The sequence below is a fragment of the Herminiimonas sp. genome (assembly GCF_030645555.1).
GTDB lineage: Bacteria > Pseudomonadota > Gammaproteobacteria > Burkholderiales > Burkholderiaceae_D > Oxalicibacterium.
This window is the reverse complement of the sequence record NZ_JAUSME010000250.1, coordinates 1-17786: the sequence shown is the minus strand read 5'-3', so window position 1 is coordinate 17786 and position 17786 is coordinate 1. Positions and strand designations below refer to the sequence as shown.

The 17786-nt window shown below is 55.3% G+C and carries 20 protein-coding genes, 1 tRNA gene and 1 pseudogene; 16 read left to right on the top strand and 6 right to left on the bottom strand.

Going from position 1 to position 17786, the window contains the following annotated elements; all coding sequences use genetic code 11:
• From Q7T06_RS09875 to Q7T06_RS09845, 7 genes are all read left to right on the top strand, one after another.
• On the top strand, window positions 1-541 hold a 541-nt coding region (locus Q7T06_RS09875), incomplete at its 5' end, for a DPP IV N-terminal domain-containing protein (RefSeq protein ID WP_304784155.1).
• A gap of 55 nt (window positions 542-596) precedes the next feature.
• The gene (gene pal / locus Q7T06_RS09870; protein ID WP_304784153.1) at window positions 597-1100 is read left to right on the top strand and encodes a peptidoglycan-associated lipoprotein Pal; all 504 of its coding nucleotides are present in this window, start codon (window positions 597-599) and stop codon (window positions 1098-1100) included.
• An 11-nt stretch (window positions 1101-1111) separates the two neighbouring features.
• A complete protein-coding gene (ybgF, locus tag Q7T06_RS09865; RefSeq protein ID WP_304784156.1) occupies window positions 1112-1843 on the top strand; it encodes a tol-pal system protein YbgF in 732 nt (243 codons plus the stop codon).
• 260 nt (window positions 1844-2103) lie between these two features.
• Window positions 2104-2179, top strand: a tRNA-Lys gene (locus Q7T06_RS09860).
• A gap of 652 nt (window positions 2180-2831) precedes the next feature.
• Window positions 2832-3086: a hypothetical protein gene (locus Q7T06_RS09855; protein ID WP_304784151.1), complete on the top strand. Its 255-nt coding sequence runs from the start codon at window positions 2832-2834 to the stop codon at window positions 3084-3086.
• A 121-nt stretch (window positions 3087-3207) separates the two neighbouring features.
• Window positions 3208-3555: a YqjD family protein gene (locus Q7T06_RS09850; RefSeq protein WP_304784149.1), complete on the top strand. Its 348-nt coding sequence runs from the start codon at window positions 3208-3210 to the stop codon at window positions 3553-3555.
• A 203-nt stretch (window positions 3556-3758) separates the two neighbouring features.
• Window positions 3759-3893 carry an entericidin A/B family lipoprotein gene (locus tag Q7T06_RS09845; RefSeq protein WP_304784147.1) on the top strand — a complete coding sequence of 45 codons (135 nt, stop codon included), beginning with the start codon at window positions 3759-3761 and terminating at the stop codon, window positions 3891-3893.
• A gap of 86 nt (window positions 3894-3979) precedes the next feature.
• Here the strand turns inward: Q7T06_RS09845 and dusA are convergent, their stop codons facing one another.
• The 5 genes from dusA to Q7T06_RS09820 all read right to left on the bottom strand — a co-directional run bounded on the left by dusA (window position 3980) and on the right by Q7T06_RS09820 (window position 8360).
• Window positions 3980-4993 (bottom strand): tRNA dihydrouridine(20/20a) synthase DusA, encoded by a 1014-nt coding sequence (dusA, locus tag Q7T06_RS09840; protein WP_304784145.1) that lies wholly within the window; start codon window positions 4991-4993, stop codon window positions 3980-3982.
• Window positions 4994-5088: 95 nt separating this feature from the next.
• Window positions 5089-5874, bottom strand: a complete 786-nt coding sequence (locus tag Q7T06_RS09835) for an EAL domain-containing protein (protein WP_304784143.1) — start codon at window positions 5872-5874, stop codon at window positions 5089-5091.
• A 67-nt stretch (window positions 5875-5941) separates the two neighbouring features.
• Window positions 5942-6883, bottom strand: coding sequence for a diguanylate cyclase domain-containing protein (locus Q7T06_RS09830; RefSeq protein ID WP_304784141.1), 942 nt, complete (start codon window positions 6881-6883; stop codon window positions 5942-5944).
• Window positions 6884-6929: 46 nt separating this feature from the next.
• Entirely contained in the window at window positions 6930-7391 is a 462-nt protein-coding gene (locus Q7T06_RS09825; protein ID WP_304784139.1) for a BLUF domain-containing protein, read from the bottom strand.
• Window positions 7392-7445: 54 nt separating this feature from the next.
• The gene (locus tag Q7T06_RS09820; RefSeq protein ID WP_304784137.1) at window positions 7446-8360 is read right to left on the bottom strand and encodes a MerR family transcriptional regulator; all 915 of its coding nucleotides are present in this window, start codon (window positions 8358-8360) and stop codon (window positions 7446-7448) included.
• Window positions 8361-8706: 346 nt separating this feature from the next.
• On the opposite strand from Q7T06_RS09820, the gene Q7T06_RS09815 reads away from it, so the two are divergent.
• The 9 genes from Q7T06_RS09815 to Q7T06_RS09775 all read left to right on the top strand — a co-directional run bounded on the left by Q7T06_RS09815 (window position 8707) and on the right by Q7T06_RS09775 (window position 17160).
• Complete coding sequence (locus Q7T06_RS09815) at window positions 8707-10005, top strand: NAD(P)/FAD-dependent oxidoreductase (protein WP_304784134.1); 1299 nt, start codon at window positions 8707-8709, stop codon at window positions 10003-10005.
• Between the two features lie 18 nt (window positions 10006-10023).
• Entirely contained in the window at window positions 10024-10821 is a 798-nt protein-coding gene (locus Q7T06_RS09810; protein WP_304784132.1) for a DUF1365 domain-containing protein, read from the top strand.
• Window positions 10818-12059 (top strand): cyclopropane-fatty-acyl-phospholipid synthase family protein, encoded by a 1242-nt coding sequence (locus tag Q7T06_RS09805; RefSeq protein WP_304784130.1) that lies wholly within the window; start codon window positions 10818-10820, stop codon window positions 12057-12059. Before Q7T06_RS09810 ends, Q7T06_RS09805 begins: the two co-directional genes overlap by 4 nt.
• Complete coding sequence (locus Q7T06_RS09800) at window positions 12056-12634, top strand: chalcone isomerase family protein (protein WP_304784127.1); 579 nt, start codon at window positions 12056-12058, stop codon at window positions 12632-12634. The genes Q7T06_RS09805 and Q7T06_RS09800 overlap by 4 nt, the downstream gene beginning before the upstream one ends.
• Window positions 12634-13875: an MFS transporter gene (locus tag Q7T06_RS09795; RefSeq protein ID WP_304784125.1), complete on the top strand. Its 1242-nt coding sequence runs from the start codon at window positions 12634-12636 to the stop codon at window positions 13873-13875. The genes Q7T06_RS09800 and Q7T06_RS09795 overlap by 1 nt, the downstream gene beginning before the upstream one ends.
• 40 nt (window positions 13876-13915) lie before the next feature.
• Window positions 13916-14452, top strand: a complete 537-nt coding sequence (locus tag Q7T06_RS09790; RefSeq protein WP_304784123.1) for a DUF3833 domain-containing protein — start codon at window positions 13916-13918, stop codon at window positions 14450-14452.
• A gap of 48 nt (window positions 14453-14500) precedes the next feature.
• Complete coding sequence (locus tag Q7T06_RS09785) at window positions 14501-15268, top strand: SDR family NAD(P)-dependent oxidoreductase (protein ID WP_304784121.1); 768 nt, start codon at window positions 14501-14503, stop codon at window positions 15266-15268.
• Entirely contained in the window at window positions 15265-15723 is a 459-nt protein-coding gene (locus Q7T06_RS09780; RefSeq protein ID WP_304784119.1) for a nuclear transport factor 2 family protein, read from the top strand. Before Q7T06_RS09785 ends, Q7T06_RS09780 begins: the two co-directional genes overlap by 4 nt.
• Window positions 15724-15837: 114 nt before the next feature.
• Window positions 15838-17160: an aspartate aminotransferase family protein gene (locus tag Q7T06_RS09775; RefSeq protein ID WP_304784117.1), complete on the top strand. Its 1323-nt coding sequence runs from the start codon at window positions 15838-15840 to the stop codon at window positions 17158-17160.
• 123 nt (window positions 17161-17283) lie between these two features.
• Here Q7T06_RS09775 and Q7T06_RS09770 read toward each other — a convergent pair.
• Window positions 17284-17786: pseudogene (locus tag Q7T06_RS09770) on the bottom strand (translational GTPase TypA); the annotation flags it as partial.

Genomic DNA, 17786 nt, shown 5'->3' with positions numbered 1-17786 from the left:
GCCTGACGGCAAAAAACTGGCAGTTGCACTGTCGCGCGATGGCTTGACCCAGGTCTATGTCGTCAATAGCGATGGCACCGGCTTGCGCCGCCTGAGCAACTCCAGCGGCATCGATACCGAACCGCAGTTTTCTGCCGATGGACTAAGCATTTACTTCACGAGCGACCGCAGCGGTGGCCCGCAAATCTACAAAATGAGCGCCAATGGTGGCGAAGCGCGGCGCGTGACGTTTGCCGGCAGCTACAACATCAGCCCGCGTATTTCTTCCGACGGCAAATACCTGGCTTATATTTCACGCCGCGAAGGAAAATTTCAATTATTCACACTCGATTTGAGCAACGGCCAGGAACAGCGCCTGTCCGATACCGCCAAGGACGAGTCGCCCAGTTTTTCGCCAAATGGCAAATACCTGATGTATGCAACCGAAGCCGGCCGGCGCGGCACGCTGGCCGTCGTTTCGGTTGACGGCCAGGTAAAACAGCGCCTGAGCACGCAAGCCGGCGATATCCGCGAGCCCACATGGGGCCCGTTTATGAAATAATGCACCTCATACAGATTTTGTTCACATTCGAACTTTTACACAGAAGGGAAATTACATGCGTAACCTGACATCCATTTTCATCTTATCCAGCGCCGTGCTGCTGTCCGCCTGCTCGTCCACCAAGCTCGACGACAAAGCGCCAGTTGAAGACCGTACCGGCAGCTCAGCCGACTCCCGCTCAGTAGGCACCGTCAACACCTCCAGCGATGCCCTGAACGATCCACAAGGCGTGCTGGCCAAGCGCAGCGTGTACTTCGACTACGACAGCTACATCGTCAAGCCGGAATATCAGCAAGTCGTGGCTAACCATGCAAAATACCTGCAAAGCAATCGCACCCGCAAGATCATCATCCAGGGCAATACCGATGAACGCGGCGGCTCCGAATACAATCTGGCGCTGGGTCAAAAACGTGCAGAAGCTGTGCGCAAATCCCTGTCCCTGTTAGGCGTGCCTGAGACACAAATGGAAGCCGTTTCACTGGGCAAGGAAAAACCAAAAGCACTCGGCAGCGATGAAGCAGCATGGGCAGAAAACCGCCGTGCCGATATCGTTTATTAATTCAAACGATGATGTTTAAAAAAACATTAGTTGCGGCCTTGATGGCCGCATTTTCTTGTGCCTCGCTGTCAGCGCATGCAGCGCTGTTCGGCGATGACGAAGCGCGCCGGGCGATACTCGATGTGCGGACCAGGGTCGATGCCATGCAACAAGGCAAGGCCGAGTCGTCTGCGGTACTCGAGCTAGCCACCCAGAACGAGCAATTGAAGCAGGAAATTGCTCGTCTGAATGGCCAGATCGAAGTACTGTCGAACGAACTTGCCAATGCACAGCAAAGGCAAAAGGATTTTTACGTCGACCTCGACAATCGCCTGCGCAAGCTGGAGCCGCAAGTCGTCGCGGTGGACGGCAAGGATGCCACGGTCGAACTATCGGAACAGCGCAGCTACGACAATGCACTCGCCCTCTTCAAGGCCGGCGATTACAAGAAGTCGGGTTCAGCTTTTGCCGATTTCGTTCAGCGTTATCCACAATCCGCGTATGCACCATCCGCGCAATACTGGATAGGCAACGCCTACTATGCGCAACGTGACTATCGCAATGCGATCGCCGCGCAACAAGCCTTATTGAAAAAATATCCGGGCAATCCAAAAGCCGCAGATGCCTTGCTCAATATCGCCAGTTCGCAGATGGAATTGAAAGACCGTGCTGCAGCGAAAAAATCACTGGAATCGCTGGTCGCCCAGTATCCGAATGCACCCGCAGCACAGACGGCAAAAGAGCGCCTGGCGAATTTCAAATAAGCTTGTGCAGGTAGCGACACCGGACGCAGCAGGAACCAAATCGTCAGACTGATATTTCTCTGATGTTGACGACCGAATCGCCCGCTGGCCGGGCGATTTTTTTCACCTTGCGGCTAGCCACCGCCAGCAATATCACCCCGCAGCGGCGAGCGCATCAGCCTGTTGAAACAGCAATCAGAGCAAGGCGAATAAACTGTTGGATAAAAAGTGGATATCTGATTGACAGAGGTCATAAGTGTTCTCTATAATAGCTGTCTTTCGGGTCGTTAGCTCAGCTGGTAGAGCAGCGGACTTTTAATCCGTTGGTCGCAGGTTCGAATCCCGCACGGCCTACCACGAATACACTAGGGTCTAGATGAAAATCTAGACCCTTTCGTGTTTCTGGCGTGGCAAAACTCAAGCGATATTTTCTTTTCTTCCCTCAGTTCCGCCGCACCCACTTCATCATTGCAGCTCCTCTGCAGAAGAGTCTTCTTCTAACTGATCCGCCCCGTGCTGCCCGGCGAAATAATACCGCGCTCATACGAACTTTTTTCCAGTTCACGTCTATCAGGACACATCTGTTTCAAAGTCCGGCCTTGTTTTCTCGCCTTTGCTGCTTCAGTCTTCCATCCGCCCGGGAACATAGATAGAGAACGCTCGCAGACTGCGATCTGCCAGTCATGGTTGTGCGGTATGCAGACAGGCGCCTGACCGTGTTTCCGGCTATCCCTGAACGCTGGATACCCCTTTCAATAAACCCTGGACACGGGATGGCCAGCGTCGAATAATGAATGGCCATGTCACCTTTGTTTTCGTTGCCTATCAAGATGCTGCGCATAGACCTTCACCTTGTTTTAGTGGCAGGGGAGGTGCAGGATCGCAGTTTATACGGGCCGGCTGTAAATATTTTGGCAAAAAAGTGTTTCGGATCGAATCATTCCATTTACACACGGTCTGACCCAATGTTCGATAAGATCAAAGCTCATATGCACAAAGGGGAAATCCTATGTCCGTCAACGATAAACGCCGTCAATTTGATATTGAGTTGAAGAAACGCTTTGAGGAATTGGTCACCTGGGCCGTTACCAACCGGCCTGATCACAGCCCGCCGCTGTCGCGCGCGGATTTCGACCCGGCCAGAAAAGCAATCGAGGCGCTCGCTTACGATGGCCTCGATTTGGGCGAACGCAATGCCGCGATACCAGAACCTTCGGAAAATGGCCCGCAATACGTCAATGTCAATCCGACGCCATGGCCGTAACACATACGCGCGCCCTTGCCTGCTCACGCAGTCATATGCATGCACCATTAAAAAATGTTTTATCGAGAGGGGATGCCCTTTCCTTAAATAATCGACTTTCCACCACTGCGAAGGAATACCCATGAACTCACATACCACTAGTCTGACCGGCGTTTCAAGCACTACCGAAAAAACAGCCACCACCTCGACCTTGCGCAATGATTTGCAAACGCTGAAAACCGATCTGGATACCTTGCTCGCGCATGCTGCCGAGTTGACTGAAGTTGAACTGCATGATGCGCAAGACCGCATCCTCACCAAGTTCAGTTCCCTGCGCTATGCGGCAAAAGGCCTGGCAGTTGAAGCCGGCCGGCAATTCAACCACGGTGTTGAAGTGACGACCGATTATGTGAAAGAAAAACCGGTGCAATCAGTTGCGCTGGCAATAGGGATAGGCGCGCTGCTCGGTATTATCATCGGGCGCAAATAATTTCATCGTTTGCGACGACTCAATTGCTGTGCAACATCTGGAAACATTTATTTAATGAACTTTCCGGCCATTCAAGGTCCAATTGGCTCACGTTGCTTAAGTGCGTGAGCCAAAAGTGACTGGAACATTTTCAGAAATTCTGCGCTGAAAAATAATGGCGGTGTTCCCGCATTTATCCATACAAACTGAAAGGGAAAAATATCATGAAAAAAATCATTTCCATTATGTGCATACTCGGTATCAGCATCGGCTTGACGGCTTGCAACACCTTCAAGGGTTTTGGCCAGGATGTCGAACGCGGTGGCGAAAAAGTACAAGACGCAGCAACGCGCAAGTAAGTCATACAGCGCATGTAAAAACAGCGTGTATCGATTCGATACACGCTGTTTTTCTTTGTAGAGTTGTAAAAGCTGTCTGTTGCCCGTCACGCTGCCAGCGGCTGCATGCGCGCCAGCGCTTGCAACAACAAGTCTGGATCGCCCAGCGCCAGTTTTTTTGAGTCAGACAATATCTGCCTGAAAGCGCGTGCATTGGGCAAGCCCGCCATCAAGCCCAGCATGTGGCGCGTGATGCTGTTCAACTTCAAACCGCCACCCTTCTCGCTTTTGCCATGCTGTTCCAGCTGCGCACGTATATACGGAATCATTGCATACGCTACTTCCGCCCGCGTTTTTGGCGTGGCCGCATCGCCGTAGTAGCGCGCGTCGAAGGTACTCATCAGGTAGGGGTTGTGATAAGCCTCGCGACCTATCATCACGCCATCCACATGCGCAAGATGCGTATCGATTTCAGCCACCGTTTTGATGCCGCCATTGATAATGATTTCCAGATCTGGAAAATCCTGCTTGAGTTGATAGGCAAACTCGTAACGCAAGGGTGGAATTTCACGATTCTCTTTCGGGCTCAAGCCCTTCAGGATAGCGTTACGCGCATGCACGATGAAGGTATGGCAGCCAGCGTCAGCAACGGTGCCGACAAAATCGCGCACGAAATCGTAGGAGCTAATGTCATCTATGCCTATACGGTGCTTGACCGTCACGTCTATCTGCACTGCATCACGCATCGCCTTGACGCAATCGGCAACCAGCGCTGCCTCTCCCATCAGGCAGGCACCGAAGGCGCCCTTTTGCACCCGCTCGGATGGACAACCGCAATTGAGATTAATTTCATCGTAGCCCCACTGCTCGCCCAGCTTCGCACTTTTGGCCAGGTCGGCCGGCTCGCTGCCGCCCAGCTGCAATGCCACCGGATGCTCTTCATCATTGAAATCAAGATGGCGAGGCACATCGCCGTGCAGCAAGGCGCCGGTCGTCACCATCTCGGTATAAAACCAGGTATGGCGTGTAATGTGCCGATGAAACATGCGGCAGTGCCGGTCGGTCCAATCCATCATCGGCGCAACACTCACGCGCCTTTTCTTGTCAATTACGGGTTTCATTTGGATATGGCGCGAATTTCTGGGTTTCTGCGGAGATGGAATGGTGCGCAATTATAGGCTGTGATGGATCAGGCGCGTTTGTTAGGCTTGCATACTCAGGCCCACGACGATGGCTCTATGATGCCGATGGCTTGAAACGCCGGCTTGCAAAACAGATAACCCTGCATCAAGTCTATCCCCGCACTGTACAGGAAGTCGCGTTCGGCCGGCGTTTCTATTCCCTCTGCAAGCACGCGCACATTCAGCGCTGCGCAGATGGACACGATGCCATTGACGATCGCCTGTTTCGGCTTGCTGGCATCAATGCCACGCACCAGGTCCATGTCTATCTTGATGATGTCCGGCTGGTATTCGGCCAACAGACCGAGGCCTGCATAACCGGCGCCGAAATCATCAATCGCGGTACGAAAGCCGAAACGTCTGTATTCGCGGAAGATGTTGACCAGGTGCGGCCGGTCCGTCACCTGTTCGCCTTCGGTCACTTCGAAAATGATTTGCTCGATAGGGAAATCATACAGACGCGCCGCTTCAAAGGTGCTGCGTATGCAGGCTTCCGGCCGATACACGGCATTCGGCAAAAAATTGATCGACAATAATTCCTTCATTCCCAGCGCCGCCGCACCCCGGATCGCCTCGACCCGGCATGCCTGATCGAAAGAATAGCGATTCGCATCCGTGACTTGCGAGAGTATGGAATAGGCAGACTCGCCATTCGGCCCCCGCACCAATGCTTCATGTGCATAGATCGAGCGCGTGCGCACGTCCACGATAGGCTGGTAAGCAAACAGAAAATCGAAACCCAGATCGTGCTCTTTCTTGCATTGGCCGCAACCGGGAGCGGTCGACGATGACGCTTGCTGAGATGGATTGATGGGGATCATTTGAGGATTTCCTTTTAGTAGGGATGCAGCTGGCGCCCATCCGTTTTCACACTTGTGCTTTGCGGCCTTAAGGCTCATATCTGGCGACCTGGTTACGCCCTTTTTCCTTGGCTTGATACAGTGCGCTGTCAGCCTGCTTTAACAGCAGTTCGGGCTGATCGAGCGAACTCGGCTTGATATGCACCACTCCGCAACTGATGGTCAGGAACTGGTGCGGCGAACTTGCATGAGGAATATCCAGATTCCGTACATTCTGGCATAAAGCGTCAGCATGTGCGGTCGCCTGTTCTTCGGTCATTTCAGTTGCCAGTACGATGAATTCTTCACCGCCAAAGCGGGCGACAAATTCACTGACCCGGCGCAATGAATCATCCAGTATCAAGGCTATCTTTCTGAGCGCATTGTCGCCGGCAATATGGCCGTAAGTATCATTGAAGCGCTTGAAGTAATCGACATCGATAAACATCACGACCAGGCTTTCCTGCGTGTCGATCAACTGAGCCCATCTTGTGCGCAACTGATCCTCGAAATATTTACGGCTGTATATCCCGGTCAATGTGTCATGCACGACCAATTGCTCCAGATTTTCCTTGTCGCGCTCCAGCAAGCTGCGCTCCTTGCGCAAGCGCTGCTCAAGGACTACGCGTGCAGTAACATCCTTCTGGATGCCGATGAAATGCGTCAGGACACTGGATTGATCAAACACAGGAGATATGCTCAACTCGTTCCAGAACAGTGAACCATCCTTGCGGTAATTTCGCAAGGTTACGACACTGTGCTCGCCCTTCTCAAGGGAATTTGCAACGACGTTGATGTTTCTTTGCGCCTGATCCGCGCCCTGCAGAAAACGACAGTTACGGCCCAGTATATCTTTTGGGCCGTACCCGGTTAACTGTTCGAATGCAGGGTTGGTAAAAATCACCGGGCGATCAGGAGCGCAAGCGTCGGCGATGATGATGCCATCCCTGGATTCCATCACTGCCTGCATCAGGATTTCAATCGTGAACATGTCTGTTTTTTATAATGTTGATAAAGGCAAGCATGAAGATAGTGCTTTATTTTCCAGTCAGTTTGCTCATGAAAGAGCGGATCACCAGGCTGAAGGTTTTTACATCCACTGTTTCCTGGCGGCGAGCGAGTATTTCCTGGATGCCTTGAAATTCATGGTTTGAAATTTCCAGTACAGCCATGGCCCAATCCGGGAATGCACGCTCTTCTGTGGTTGTAATCAAAACGATACGGCAATCAGCGTGTCGCTGGTCCTCAAGGATCTCGGTATATTTTTTGAATACCTGGTGGTCCGGGCCTTCCAGGACTTGCATGAACATGCCGCCGCCGTGGACCAGGATGCCGGTCAGCCCAAGAGTTTGATTATTCTTTTTTGAAGATTCCAGAATATCCGACAGGTCTACTTTCAAGGCTTCAGCAGTGCCATGACTTGCGCTTACATATAACAGTCTGATCATCGCGATAATAGTGTTCTGGTTGGCATGGATAACAATGTGCAAGCCAGGCATTCCAGCTTCGTAATGACATGGATCAGCCTGATGTTTTAATGTGCTTGATGGCCATCAGGCTGCATGCCTGTCATGCCAGGCACCAAGGCTGACGGGAATATCGGCCAGATGTATCAGCACATATATAGCCTCTGGTGGGCGACGGGCAAGTACCGGGCAATCGCCCCCTACCCATAGCTCTGTACTACCCGGTAATTTCCGCCGCAAATCCGTCAAGCCTTCAAGCACCAGCCGGGGATTCATCGCACCGGAAACTGACAGCGCGACGATGTCTGCGTGTTGCGACCGGGCGGCGCCGACGATATCCATGATGGGCGTTTGCACGCCCAGCGAAATGCAACTCGCTCCTTCCTGCGTAAAGATCGCCTCCGCCATCAGCAAGCCGAGGCCATGCTGCTCTTGCGGCAAGGTCGTCAGCAGGATGCGCGGCCCGACCGGCATTTTCCCCCGCGGCAGCTGCAGCGAGGAAATCGCTGCACGCATGACGATTTGTACCGACTCTGTATACAAATGTTCTTCAAATATCTGCAAGCTGCCATTGGCCCAGCTGTCACCCACCAGGCGATTAAGCGGCGCCAGCAGCTCGACGATAAAACGCTCCAGTCCCATGCGTGACAGTGCCTGCGACAGTCCATGGCGCAAGGCTTCGGTCTGGTGCGTCTTGCACAAGTCCAGATAGCCTTGCAGGATCGATAGATCGGCGCCGCCTGCGCTGGCTGGTTCAATGGCTAGCGCCGATTGCTGCACCAGTTGCTGCAATTCCTGTATCCCGTAATGAATGATTTTCCCGGGGCGATGGCCCTGATCAAGCAGGCGCTTCAAGACGCGCAGCTTGTCCACCTGCTCGAGCAGGTAGGCGCGCTCGCCCAAACCATCCCGTATCGGGGTCGGGAAGCCGTAACGGCGCTCCCATACACGCAAGGCATCCTTGGACAAACCGGTATCGCGCTCAACGGCGCCAATACTCATCGTTATCTGCATAAAAATTCACATGCCTATCTTGTACTTGCGTTGTACCTGCGTATTTATAAAACGGCATTTTTCACAAAAAACTGAATGCGACTAGCCATCAAGGCAGCTATTTTATCGCTTATTTTAATCAATACTTTGTCCTAGACAAAATATTGACATAAAATACGTTTGCGCTCAGCATATATCAAGCATTTCTTGAGCACCGTTTTTAGCAACATCCAATATCAAAAGCTTATTTGTTTGTAACAGCATCGATCTGTTGTTAAAAGATAATCAACATCTTCACCAGCCGCATTAACTGCCATCCGGCATTTTAGTGGGCCCATACAAGGAAAACACCAGCATGAAAATCGCTGTTATCGGATCGGGAATTGCCGGATTGTCTTGCGCCTACCGCCTGGTGCAATCCGGCTACGATGTCACGCTGTTTGAAGCCAACGACTATTTTGGCGGCCATACGCATACTGTCGATGTCACGCTGGATGATGTGACTTATGGCGTCGATACCGGTTTTCTGGTTTTCAACCACCACACCTATCCCAACCTAGTCCGCCTGTTTGCCGAGCTGGAGGTTGAAACCGTGGCGACCGACATGTCCTTTTCAGTCAAGCTGCCCTTGCAGGGACGCACGCTGGAATGGGCCGGCGGCAATCTTGATGCCGTGTTTGCGCAAAGACGCAACCTGCTGAACCCACGCTTTTACCGGATGCTGCGGGATATCCTGCGCTTCAACAAACATGCCACCCAACTCGCCTTGTCCGGCGCGCATGATGCAGCACATAACTCGCTAGGCGCCTATCTGGCAGCACACAATTACAGCGAGGAATTCCGCGACTGGTATTTGCTGCCCATGGCCGGCTGCATCTGGTCTTGCCCGACCGAACAGATGCTGGCCTTCCCGCTGTCATCGTTTGTCCGCTTTTGCCACAACCACGGCTTGCTGCAAGTTAATGACAGGCCGCAATGGCACACCGTCAAGGGCGGCGCCCGTCATTATGTAGAAAAAATGCTGGCGCAGATTCCGCAAAAATACCTGAACACGCCCGTCCTATCCGTCACCCGCAATACGTTGGGCAATGTGACCAAGATCAAAATTGAAGCCGGCAATGGCATCCATATGTTTGACCATGTGGTCATGGCCAGTCACAGCGACCAATCCCTGCGCCTGCTGCAGGATGCAACGACGCATGAACAGGCGATCCTGTCTGCCATCAAATACCAGCCGAATCACGCCGTGCTGCATCTCGATACCGACTGCCTGCCGGCAAACAAAAAAACCTGGTCGGCCTGGAATTATCAAAGCGAACCAGGCAGCGAGCCGAGGGTGTGCGTCCACTACCTGCTGAACCAATTGCAGCCGCTGCCGTTCAAACAATCGGTGATCGTGTCGCTCAATCCTGTACACGCCCCACACCCGGATAGCGTGCTCGCCAGCTACGATTACGCGCATCCGGTTTTCGATGCCGCGGCAATTGCGGCGCAAGGGCAATTGGCAACGCTGCAGGGCGAGCAAAATACCTGGTTTGCCGGTGCGTGGACGGGCTATGGCTTCCATGAAGATGGATTGAAGTCCGGCCTGGCTGTGGCGCAAGCCATAGCCAGCATGACAGACGATGCTGCGCTGACGCGCTCGGCCGCCTGAACCTGCATGGAGAATGCCGTGAAAGCCATTGCGCCTGTCGCACAACTCTGTTTTGGCAAGGTCATGCACACGCGCCTGCGCCCGGCGCGCCATGCATTCAACTATGGCGTGTATTTCATGCGCCTGCCTCTGCGTGCAATGGCACAGGATGCTGCGCAGCCAGCCAGATTCTTCTCGCGCAACCGCTTTAATGTGCTGTCTTTCTGGGACAGCGATCACGGCGATGGCAAACAGCCTTTGCTGGAATGGCTGGATGCACTGCTGAAAAGCGAAGGCATAGATGACGCCGATGGCGAAATCTGGCTGCAGGCATTTCCGCGCGTGCTGGGTTATGTATTCAATCCGGTTTCATTCTGGTTTTGCCATCGCAAGGATGGGCAACTGCGCGCCGTACTGGCCGAAGTGCGCAATACCTTCGGTGAGCGTCATCTGTACCTGCTAGATGCCGGCAACACCATGCCGTATGGGATGGAACTGACGGCGCGCAAGATCTTCCATGTCTCGCCATTCTGTGCGGTGGATGGCATCTATCGCTTCCGCTTCATGCATGTAGAGCAGGAAATCGACGGCAAGGTGTTCGAACGCAACGTCGCCCGCATAGATCACGATGATGCCTCCGGCCCCCTGATATTGACCAGCATCGCCGGCTCCGCCTATCCATTATCGGATGCACTCGTAGCCAGGGCATTCTGCCTGTATCCGCTGATGACCCTGGGCGTCGTCGCAAAAATACACTGGCAAGCGCTGCGCCTGTGGCTCAAGCGCGTGCCATTTTTCAGAAAACCGCTTCCACCATCCGAAGAGCTGAGCCGATGAATACCAAATCCATGAAACAGCAGGCGATCACCATCGATGCAGGTGCCAGCGCAAGCAACTCCGAAGATTTGCCTGCGCAGGTTAAATTCATCCTGCAACTGCTGCGCAAAATCGAGCATGGCGCCTTGCGCATGGAATTCCCCAACGGCCAGGTCGAGCAGTTTGGCGACCATACGCATCCAGTCACGCTGACACTGAAAAACTGGGACATCTGCAACGCTGCCTTGAAGTCCGGCGACATAGGCTTTGCCGAAACGTTTATCGATGGCCACTGGACGACTGACAATCTGCCCGCGCTGATAGAACTGCTCGTGCGCAATCGCGCGGCGGTGGAAGCCATCGTGTACGGCACCTGGTGGGGCAGCCTGCTGTACCGGATCAGGCATGTCTTCAACCGCAATTCGCGCGCCGGCAGCCGCAAGAACATCCATGCGCATTACGACATAGGCAATGACTTTTACCAGTTGTGGCTGGACCCGTCGATGACCTATTCGAGCGCGCTGTTTGCCAATGGCCATGCGGATAATCTGCAGCAGGGTCAGCAGGCCAAATACCACCGCATCCTGAACGAGCTGGCGCTGCCGCCGGATGCACGCGTGCTGGAAATCGGCTGCGGCTGGGGCGGCTTTGCCGAACTGGCCGGCAGTACGGCAGGCGCGCATGTGACCGGCTTGACGCTGTCGACCGAACAGCTGCATTTTGCGCATCAGCGTCTATCCAACGCCGGCCTGGCCGATCAGGTGGAATTGCTGCTGCAGGATTTCCGCGATGCGAACGGACAGTTTGATGCGATCGCGTCGATAGAAATGTTTGAAGCCGTAGGCGAAGCGTACTGGCCCAGCTATTTCGAGTGTATTGCGCGCAACCTGAAACGGAGTGGCCGCGCCTGCATCCAGACCATCGTGATTGCCGATGAACTGTTCGAGCGTTACCGCAAGGGGACCGACTTCATCCAGCAATATATTTTCCCCGGCGGGATGCTGCCATCGCCGCAAGTCTTTCGCCAGCAGGCTGAACAGCACGGGCTGCGGGTCGTCAATGAATTCAAGTTCGGGCTCGACTATGCGCGCACGCTGGAAGAATGGCGCAGCGCCTACACCGAGCAGTTGCCGCAGGTGCGCGCGCAGGGTTTCGACGATAGATTTTTGCGTACCTGGGAATTCTATCTCGCGTATTGCGAAGCGGGATTCCGCGCAAAAAGCATAGATGTCGTGCAATTCACGCTGGAAAAAACATGAGCCGGCACAACCCGGCAGTACGGGCCGCAAAGTACGTGCTCGCATCGGTCTTCTGTGCGCTGACGTGGACGACTGCGCTGGCGGCCGAACCTGCAGCGCCCCGGCATATAGAAAACGAAGTGCGGCAGGCGCGCCTCGCAGGTCAGGGAAGCTTTCGCTGGTTCGGCCTGAAGATTTATGATGCCGCGCTCTGGGTAGGCGATAAAGGCTATCGCGCTCAGGCGCCGGCGGCAGCCAAACTGGTGCTGGATTTGCGTTATGCACGCAACTTGCAAGGCAAGAAAATTGCCGCTGCCAGCGAAGATGAAATGCGCAAGCTGGGCCTGGGCTCTGCACAACAGCGCGCCAGCTGGCAAGCCGCGATGGAAAACATCTTCCCGGACGTCAATGAAGGCACGCATCTATCCGGCGTGTACCTGCCCAATGCAGGCGCACGCTTTTATCTGAACGGGAAATTCCTGGGCGAGATCATGGATGCCGAGTTCAGTCATGCCTTCTTTGCGATCTGGCTGGATCCCAAAACCACTGCCGCGCAATTGCGCAACGCCTTGCTGGCCGATGCGGCGCCGCGCTGATGGCCAGGCTCACTTCTGTTTCATTTTTTGCCTATGGTTTGTTCGGGCTGCCGCTGGCCCTGGTTGCCTTGCCTATCTATGTCTACGTCCCGCAATTCTATGCAGAACGCTTCGGCTTGTCGCTGACGCTGATAGGCGGGGCCTTGCTGGCAGCGCGCGTATCCGATGCATTCATCGACCCGTTGATAGGCTTGTGGATAGACCGCAGCAGGAATCATCGCGGCTATGGGCGCTTCATCCTGATTTCCCTGCCCTTGCTGGCGCTGGGTTTTCTGGCGCTGTTCCATCCGCCTGCGCTGCTGCAGGATGCCGCCCTGCTGTGGTTCCTGTGCACGCTGCTGCTGGTCTATCTCGGCTTCAGCCTGGCGACGATCGCACATCAGAGCTGGGGCGCCGCACTGACGCAAAAACTGGCGGAACGCTCGCGCCTGACCGCCACGCGTGAAGCCTGCGGTTTGCTGGGCGTGGTGCTGGCCGCGTTACTGACAGGCTGGCTGGGCTTCGATGGCTTGATCGTGATCTTCATCATCACGCTGTTTATCTGTGCCGCCATCCTGCTCAAGGCAGCGCCGCAACCGGCCGCCGCACTGGTCCAGCATGCGGGCTGGTCTGCAATGCTGGAACCCTTGCGCAACCGCCGCTTTCGCTGGCTGTTTGCAGTATTGATAGTCAACGGCATCGCCGCCGCCATACCCGCCACGCTATTCCTGTTTTTCGCCAAGGACCAATTGCAACTGGCGCAATATGCCGGCCTGTTCCTGGTCTTGTATTTCATTGCCGCCGCCTGCTCCATGCCCTTGTGGGTTGCATTGGCCAGGCGTCATGGCGAAGCCCGCATCTGGCTGTACGCCATGTTGCTGTCGGCCGCCGCCTTCATCTGGGCCTACGGCTTGTCGGCTGGCGCTGCACTGCCGTTTGCGCTGATCTGCGTGCTGTCCGGCTTGACGCTGGGCGCCGACCTGGCCTTGCCACCGGCATTGCTGGCGGCAGTCATAGGACGCGCCGGACACAGCGGCCAGCGCGAAGGCGCGTATTTCGGCGCCTGGAGTTGGGCCACCAAGATGAATCTGGCGCTGGCGGCCGGCATCTCGCTCCCCTTGCTCGAGCAGCTCGGTTACGTCCCCGGCACTGCCGACAGCGCGGGCACCCATGCGCTGTCAGTCGCGTATGCCTTGCTGCCCTGCGCGCTGAAACTGGCAGCGGCCAGCATACTGGCACGCGCCCCATTACGTGATCTATGAACTATCCCTTCAACGCCACACCAACCAGCCGGAGTCGATGATGAATCATTTGAAATATCTTTTTGCAGTGTGCGCTGCGGCATTGCTGAGCGCCTGTGCCAGCCCGGTCGAACCCTCACACTATGCAAATGAAAAACCGCAGCTCGATCTGCAGCAGTATTTCAACGGCACGCTGGATGCGTGGGGCATGTTCCAGGACAGATCCGGCAAGGTCGTCAAGCGTTTTACCGTGGTGATGCGTTGCACCTGGGTTGGCGATGTAGGCACGCTGGATGAAGACTTCACGTACTCCGACGGCAGCAAGCAAAAACGCGTGTGGACGCTGCGCAAGGTGGCACCCGACCGTTACATAGGAACCGCGCCCGATGTCGTCGGTGTAGCCATCGGCATTACCGCAGGCAATGTCCTGCATTGGCAATACATGCTGGCGCTGCCGGTAGACGGCAAGGTATATGACGTCAAGTTCAACGACTGGATGTATCTGATGGATGATCGCGTAATGCTGAACCGTGCAGCGATGAGCAAGTTCGGCTTCCATCTGGGCGACGTGACGCTATCCTTTACCAAGCGCCCTTGATCGCGTCGCCGCAATGCGCCTGCCCTTGTTGCAAACCGAAAGGCTTAGATGAATCCGCAGATTTCAAACTGGCATGACAAACGCGTATGGGTGATCGGTGCCTCGACCGGCATAGGTGCTGCAAGCGCCCAAAAGCTGCTGGCACAAGGTGCGCGCGTGGCGCTTTCTGCCCGTCGCCCTGAATTGCTAACAGCGGTTGCAGACAACCATCCAAATGCACTGATCGCGGCCCTCGACATCGTCGATCATGCGAGCGTGAGTGCCGCGCATGCCTTGCTCATGCAGCAGTGGCAAGGCATCGATCTGGTGCTGATCATCGCCGGTGGCTACAATGAAATGCGCGCCGATTCCTTCGATCTGGCGGCTGCCAATCGCCTGATAGACTTGAACATACGCGGCGCCTACAACTGTCTCGACCTGGTGCTGCCGACACTGCTGGCGCAAGGCAGCGGCGGCATAGGAATAGTCGCATCGGTCGCTGGTTACAGCGGCTTGCCGAAAGCGCTGGTCTATGGCCCGACCAAGGCGGCATTGATCAATCTGTGCGAATCGCTGTATATAGATTTGCGCCCGCGCGGCATAGGCGTCTACCTGATCAATCCGGGATTTGTCGAAACGCCGCTGACCGCAGGCAACGACTTCCCTATGCCGGCCCTGATATCGGCTACCGAAGCAGCGCAGGAATTGCTGCATGGACTGGAGCGCGGCCAGTTCCATATACACTTCCCGCGACGCTTCACGAACTGCCTGCGCATCCTGCGCCTGCTGCCTTACCGGCTTTATTTCTGGCTGATACACAAGGGAACCGGATTATGAACAACGCAACGCATGCCCAGCCAGATCATCAAGCCAGCCTGCAGGCAGTGGTGAATTTTTTTGAAACGCTGACGGTCGAATCCGCGCAGGCACAGCTGCCACAGATCTATGCCGCCGATGCCTATTTCAAGGATCCCTTCAGCGAAGTGCGCGGACTGCCGGCGATCACGCCTATCTTCGTACACATGTTCAGCCAGGTGGAAAATCCGCACTTTGTCGTGACGACCACGGTCTTGCAGGGTAACGATGCATTCATGACCTGGGATTTCCTGTTCCACATGCGGCCTTATGCCAGCGCTGAGCAATGCATACGCGGCGCCACCCATTTGCGCTTCAACGCAGATGGTCGCATCGACTCGCATCGCGATTACTGGGATGCGGCGGAAGAACTGTATGAAAAGCTGCCGGTGCTGGGCAGCTTGATGCGCCTGCTCAAGCGCGTGGCGAAAAAATAGTGTGCGGCACTGGGCTGCAATCCCATCCTTGAACGGAGATTTCGCGCCAGCTTTCATCCGGGCGGCGAACGTACTACCATTGCTGCATCTCTTCTCCCGAAAGCACTGCAAGCGATGAACCAGCCTCTAGACACTACCCAGCTGTGGATGCCTTTCACTGCCAACCGCCAGTTCAAGGCCAGGCCGCGCATGATGGTCGCTGCATCCGGCATGTACTACACCACCGATGACGGACGCCAGGTGCTGGATGGAACCGCAGGTTTATGGTGTGTCAACGCCGGCCATTGCCATCCGAAAATCGTCGCAGCGGTGCAAAAGCAGGCAGCCGCGATGGACTTTGCGCCGATGTTCCAGATGGGGCATCCGCTAGCGTTTGAAGCCGCCAATGCACTGGTCGGTATGGCTCCGGACGGATTGAACCGGGTATTTTTCTGCAACGACGGCTCCGAAGGCGTGGACACTGCGCTCAAGATCGCGCTCGCCTACCACCGGGTACGTGGCGATGCCGGACGCAGCCGCCTGATAGGCCGCGAGCGCGCCTATCATGGCGTCGGTTTCGGCGGCATTGCAGTCGGCGGCATCGCCGGCAATCGCAAGCAATTCGGCCCCAGCCTGGCTGCAGCCGACCATATGCGCCATCCACTCGATATCGAGAAAAATGCCTATACGCGCGGCTTGCCGGAACATGGCGCAGAGATGGCCGATGAACTTGAGCAACGCCTGCTGGCCCTGCATGATCCAGCCACGGTCGCAGCCGTCATCGTCGAACCCTTGCAAGGTTCAACCGGCGTCATCCTGCCGCCCCAGGGCTATCTGCAAAAGATACGCGCGATCTGCGACAAATACGGCATCCTGCTGATTTTCGATGAAGTCATTACCGGCTTCGGCCGTCTGGGCACGCCGTTCGCCGCCGACTTCTTTGGCGTCATCCCCGACATGATCGTGTGCGCCAAGGGCTTGACCAATGCCGCCGTGCCCATGGGTGCGGTGATCGTACGGCAAGACATACACGATGCATTCATGCAGGCAGCGCCAGCCGACGCGATAGAATTTTTCCACGGCTACACCTACTCCGGCCATCCGCTGGCCGCAGCGGCCGCTGTGGCAACGCTGGCCGTCTACAAAGAAGAGGATATCTTCCAGCGCGCCGCCGACATGGCACCGTATTTTGAAGACGCGGCGCACAGCCTGAAGGGCTTGCCCTTCGTCAAGGACATACGCAATCTGGGCCTGGTGTGCGGGATAGAACTCGATGGCATCGCCGGCAAGCCGGGCGCACGCGCCTACGATTTGTTCAGCAAGGCATACTGGGATAAAGGCGTACTGACGCGCACTACCGGCGACATCGTTGCGCTGTCGCCACCGCTGATCATCAACAAGGCGCAGATAGATCAGATGTTCGGCAGCATTGCAGACATCCTGAAGTCGCTGAAATAGCCTCGCAATCAAGACGACAGAATAAAAAAAGCCCGCTGATTCTGAAGACCTTTGCGGTCTCAAAAATCAGCGAGCTTTTTGACGCAGGACGATTCAATTTTATATTGAACCGTCACTAGTCAATTACGAATCGCGACCGGCTTTTTTACGCTCGTGTTCTTTCAAATAGCGTTTGCGCAAACGGATGCTCTTAGGCGTTACTTCCACCAGTTCGTCGTCATCGATGAATTCGACTGCGTATTCGAGCGACATCTCGATAGGTGGTACCAGGCGCACCGCTTCATCGGTACCCGACGAACGGACGTTGGTCAATTGCTTGCCCTTGATAGGGTTGACGACCAGATCGTTGTCACGCGAGTGTATGCCGATGATCATGCCTTCGTAGACTGGATCGTTGTGGCTGACAAACATGCGGCCGCGATCCTGCAGTTTCCAGATGGCGTAGGCAACAGCTGCGCCGTCGTCCTGCGAAATCAGCACGCCGTTACGACGACCGCCGAGCTCGCCCTTGGTGTTGTCCACTGGTGCGTATTCGTCGAACACATGGCTCATCAAGCCGGTGCCGCGTGTCAGCGTCATGAATTCGCCCTGGAAGCCGATCAGGCCACGTGCAGGAATACGGTATT

Excerpts from the sequence above, each read along its gene's own strand:
- pal (WP_304784153.1), top strand. The coding sequence starts at position 597 with ATGCGTAACCTGACATCCATTTTCATCTTATCCAGCGCCGTGCTGCTG.
- ybgF (WP_304784156.1), top strand. The coding sequence starts at position 1,112 with ATGTTTAAAAAAACATTAGTTGCGGCCTTGATGGCCGCATTTTCTTGT.
- Q7T06_RS09855 (WP_304784151.1), top strand. The coding sequence starts at position 2,832 with ATGTCCGTCAACGATAAACGCCGTCAATTTGATATTGAGTTGAAGAAA.
- Q7T06_RS09850 (WP_304784149.1), top strand. The coding sequence starts at position 3,208 with ATGAACTCACATACCACTAGTCTGACCGGCGTTTCAAGCACTACCGAA.
- Q7T06_RS09845 (WP_304784147.1), top strand. The coding sequence starts at position 3,759 with ATGAAAAAAATCATTTCCATTATGTGCATACTCGGTATCAGCATCGGC.
- dusA (WP_304784145.1), bottom strand. The coding sequence starts at position 4,993 with ATGAAACCCGTAATTGACAAGAAAAGGCGCGTGAGTGTTGCGCCGATG.
- Q7T06_RS09835 (WP_304784143.1), bottom strand. The coding sequence starts at position 5,874 with ATGATCCCCATCAATCCATCTCAGCAAGCGTCATCGTCGACCGCTCCC.
- Q7T06_RS09830 (WP_304784141.1), bottom strand. The coding sequence starts at position 6,883 with ATGTTCACGATTGAAATCCTGATGCAGGCAGTGATGGAATCCAGGGAT.
- Q7T06_RS09825 (WP_304784139.1), bottom strand. The coding sequence starts at position 7,391 with ATGCCTGGCTTGCACATTGTTATCCATGCCAACCAGAACACTATTATC.
- Q7T06_RS09820 (WP_304784137.1), bottom strand. The coding sequence starts at position 8,360 with ATGAGTATTGGCGCCGTTGAGCGCGATACCGGTTTGTCCAAGGATGCC.
- Q7T06_RS09815 (WP_304784134.1), top strand. The coding sequence starts at position 8,707 with ATGAAAATCGCTGTTATCGGATCGGGAATTGCCGGATTGTCTTGCGCC.
- Q7T06_RS09805 (WP_304784130.1), top strand. The coding sequence starts at position 10,818 with ATGAATACCAAATCCATGAAACAGCAGGCGATCACCATCGATGCAGGT.
- Q7T06_RS09800 (WP_304784127.1), top strand. The coding sequence starts at position 12,056 with ATGAGCCGGCACAACCCGGCAGTACGGGCCGCAAAGTACGTGCTCGCA.
- Q7T06_RS09795 (WP_304784125.1), top strand. The coding sequence starts at position 12,634 with ATGGCCAGGCTCACTTCTGTTTCATTTTTTGCCTATGGTTTGTTCGGG.
- Q7T06_RS09790 (WP_304784123.1), top strand. The coding sequence starts at position 13,916 with ATGAATCATTTGAAATATCTTTTTGCAGTGTGCGCTGCGGCATTGCTG.
- Q7T06_RS09785 (WP_304784121.1), top strand. The coding sequence starts at position 14,501 with ATGAATCCGCAGATTTCAAACTGGCATGACAAACGCGTATGGGTGATC.
- Q7T06_RS09780 (WP_304784119.1), top strand. The coding sequence starts at position 15,265 with ATGAACAACGCAACGCATGCCCAGCCAGATCATCAAGCCAGCCTGCAG.
- Q7T06_RS09775 (WP_304784117.1), top strand. The coding sequence starts at position 15,838 with ATGAACCAGCCTCTAGACACTACCCAGCTGTGGATGCCTTTCACTGCC.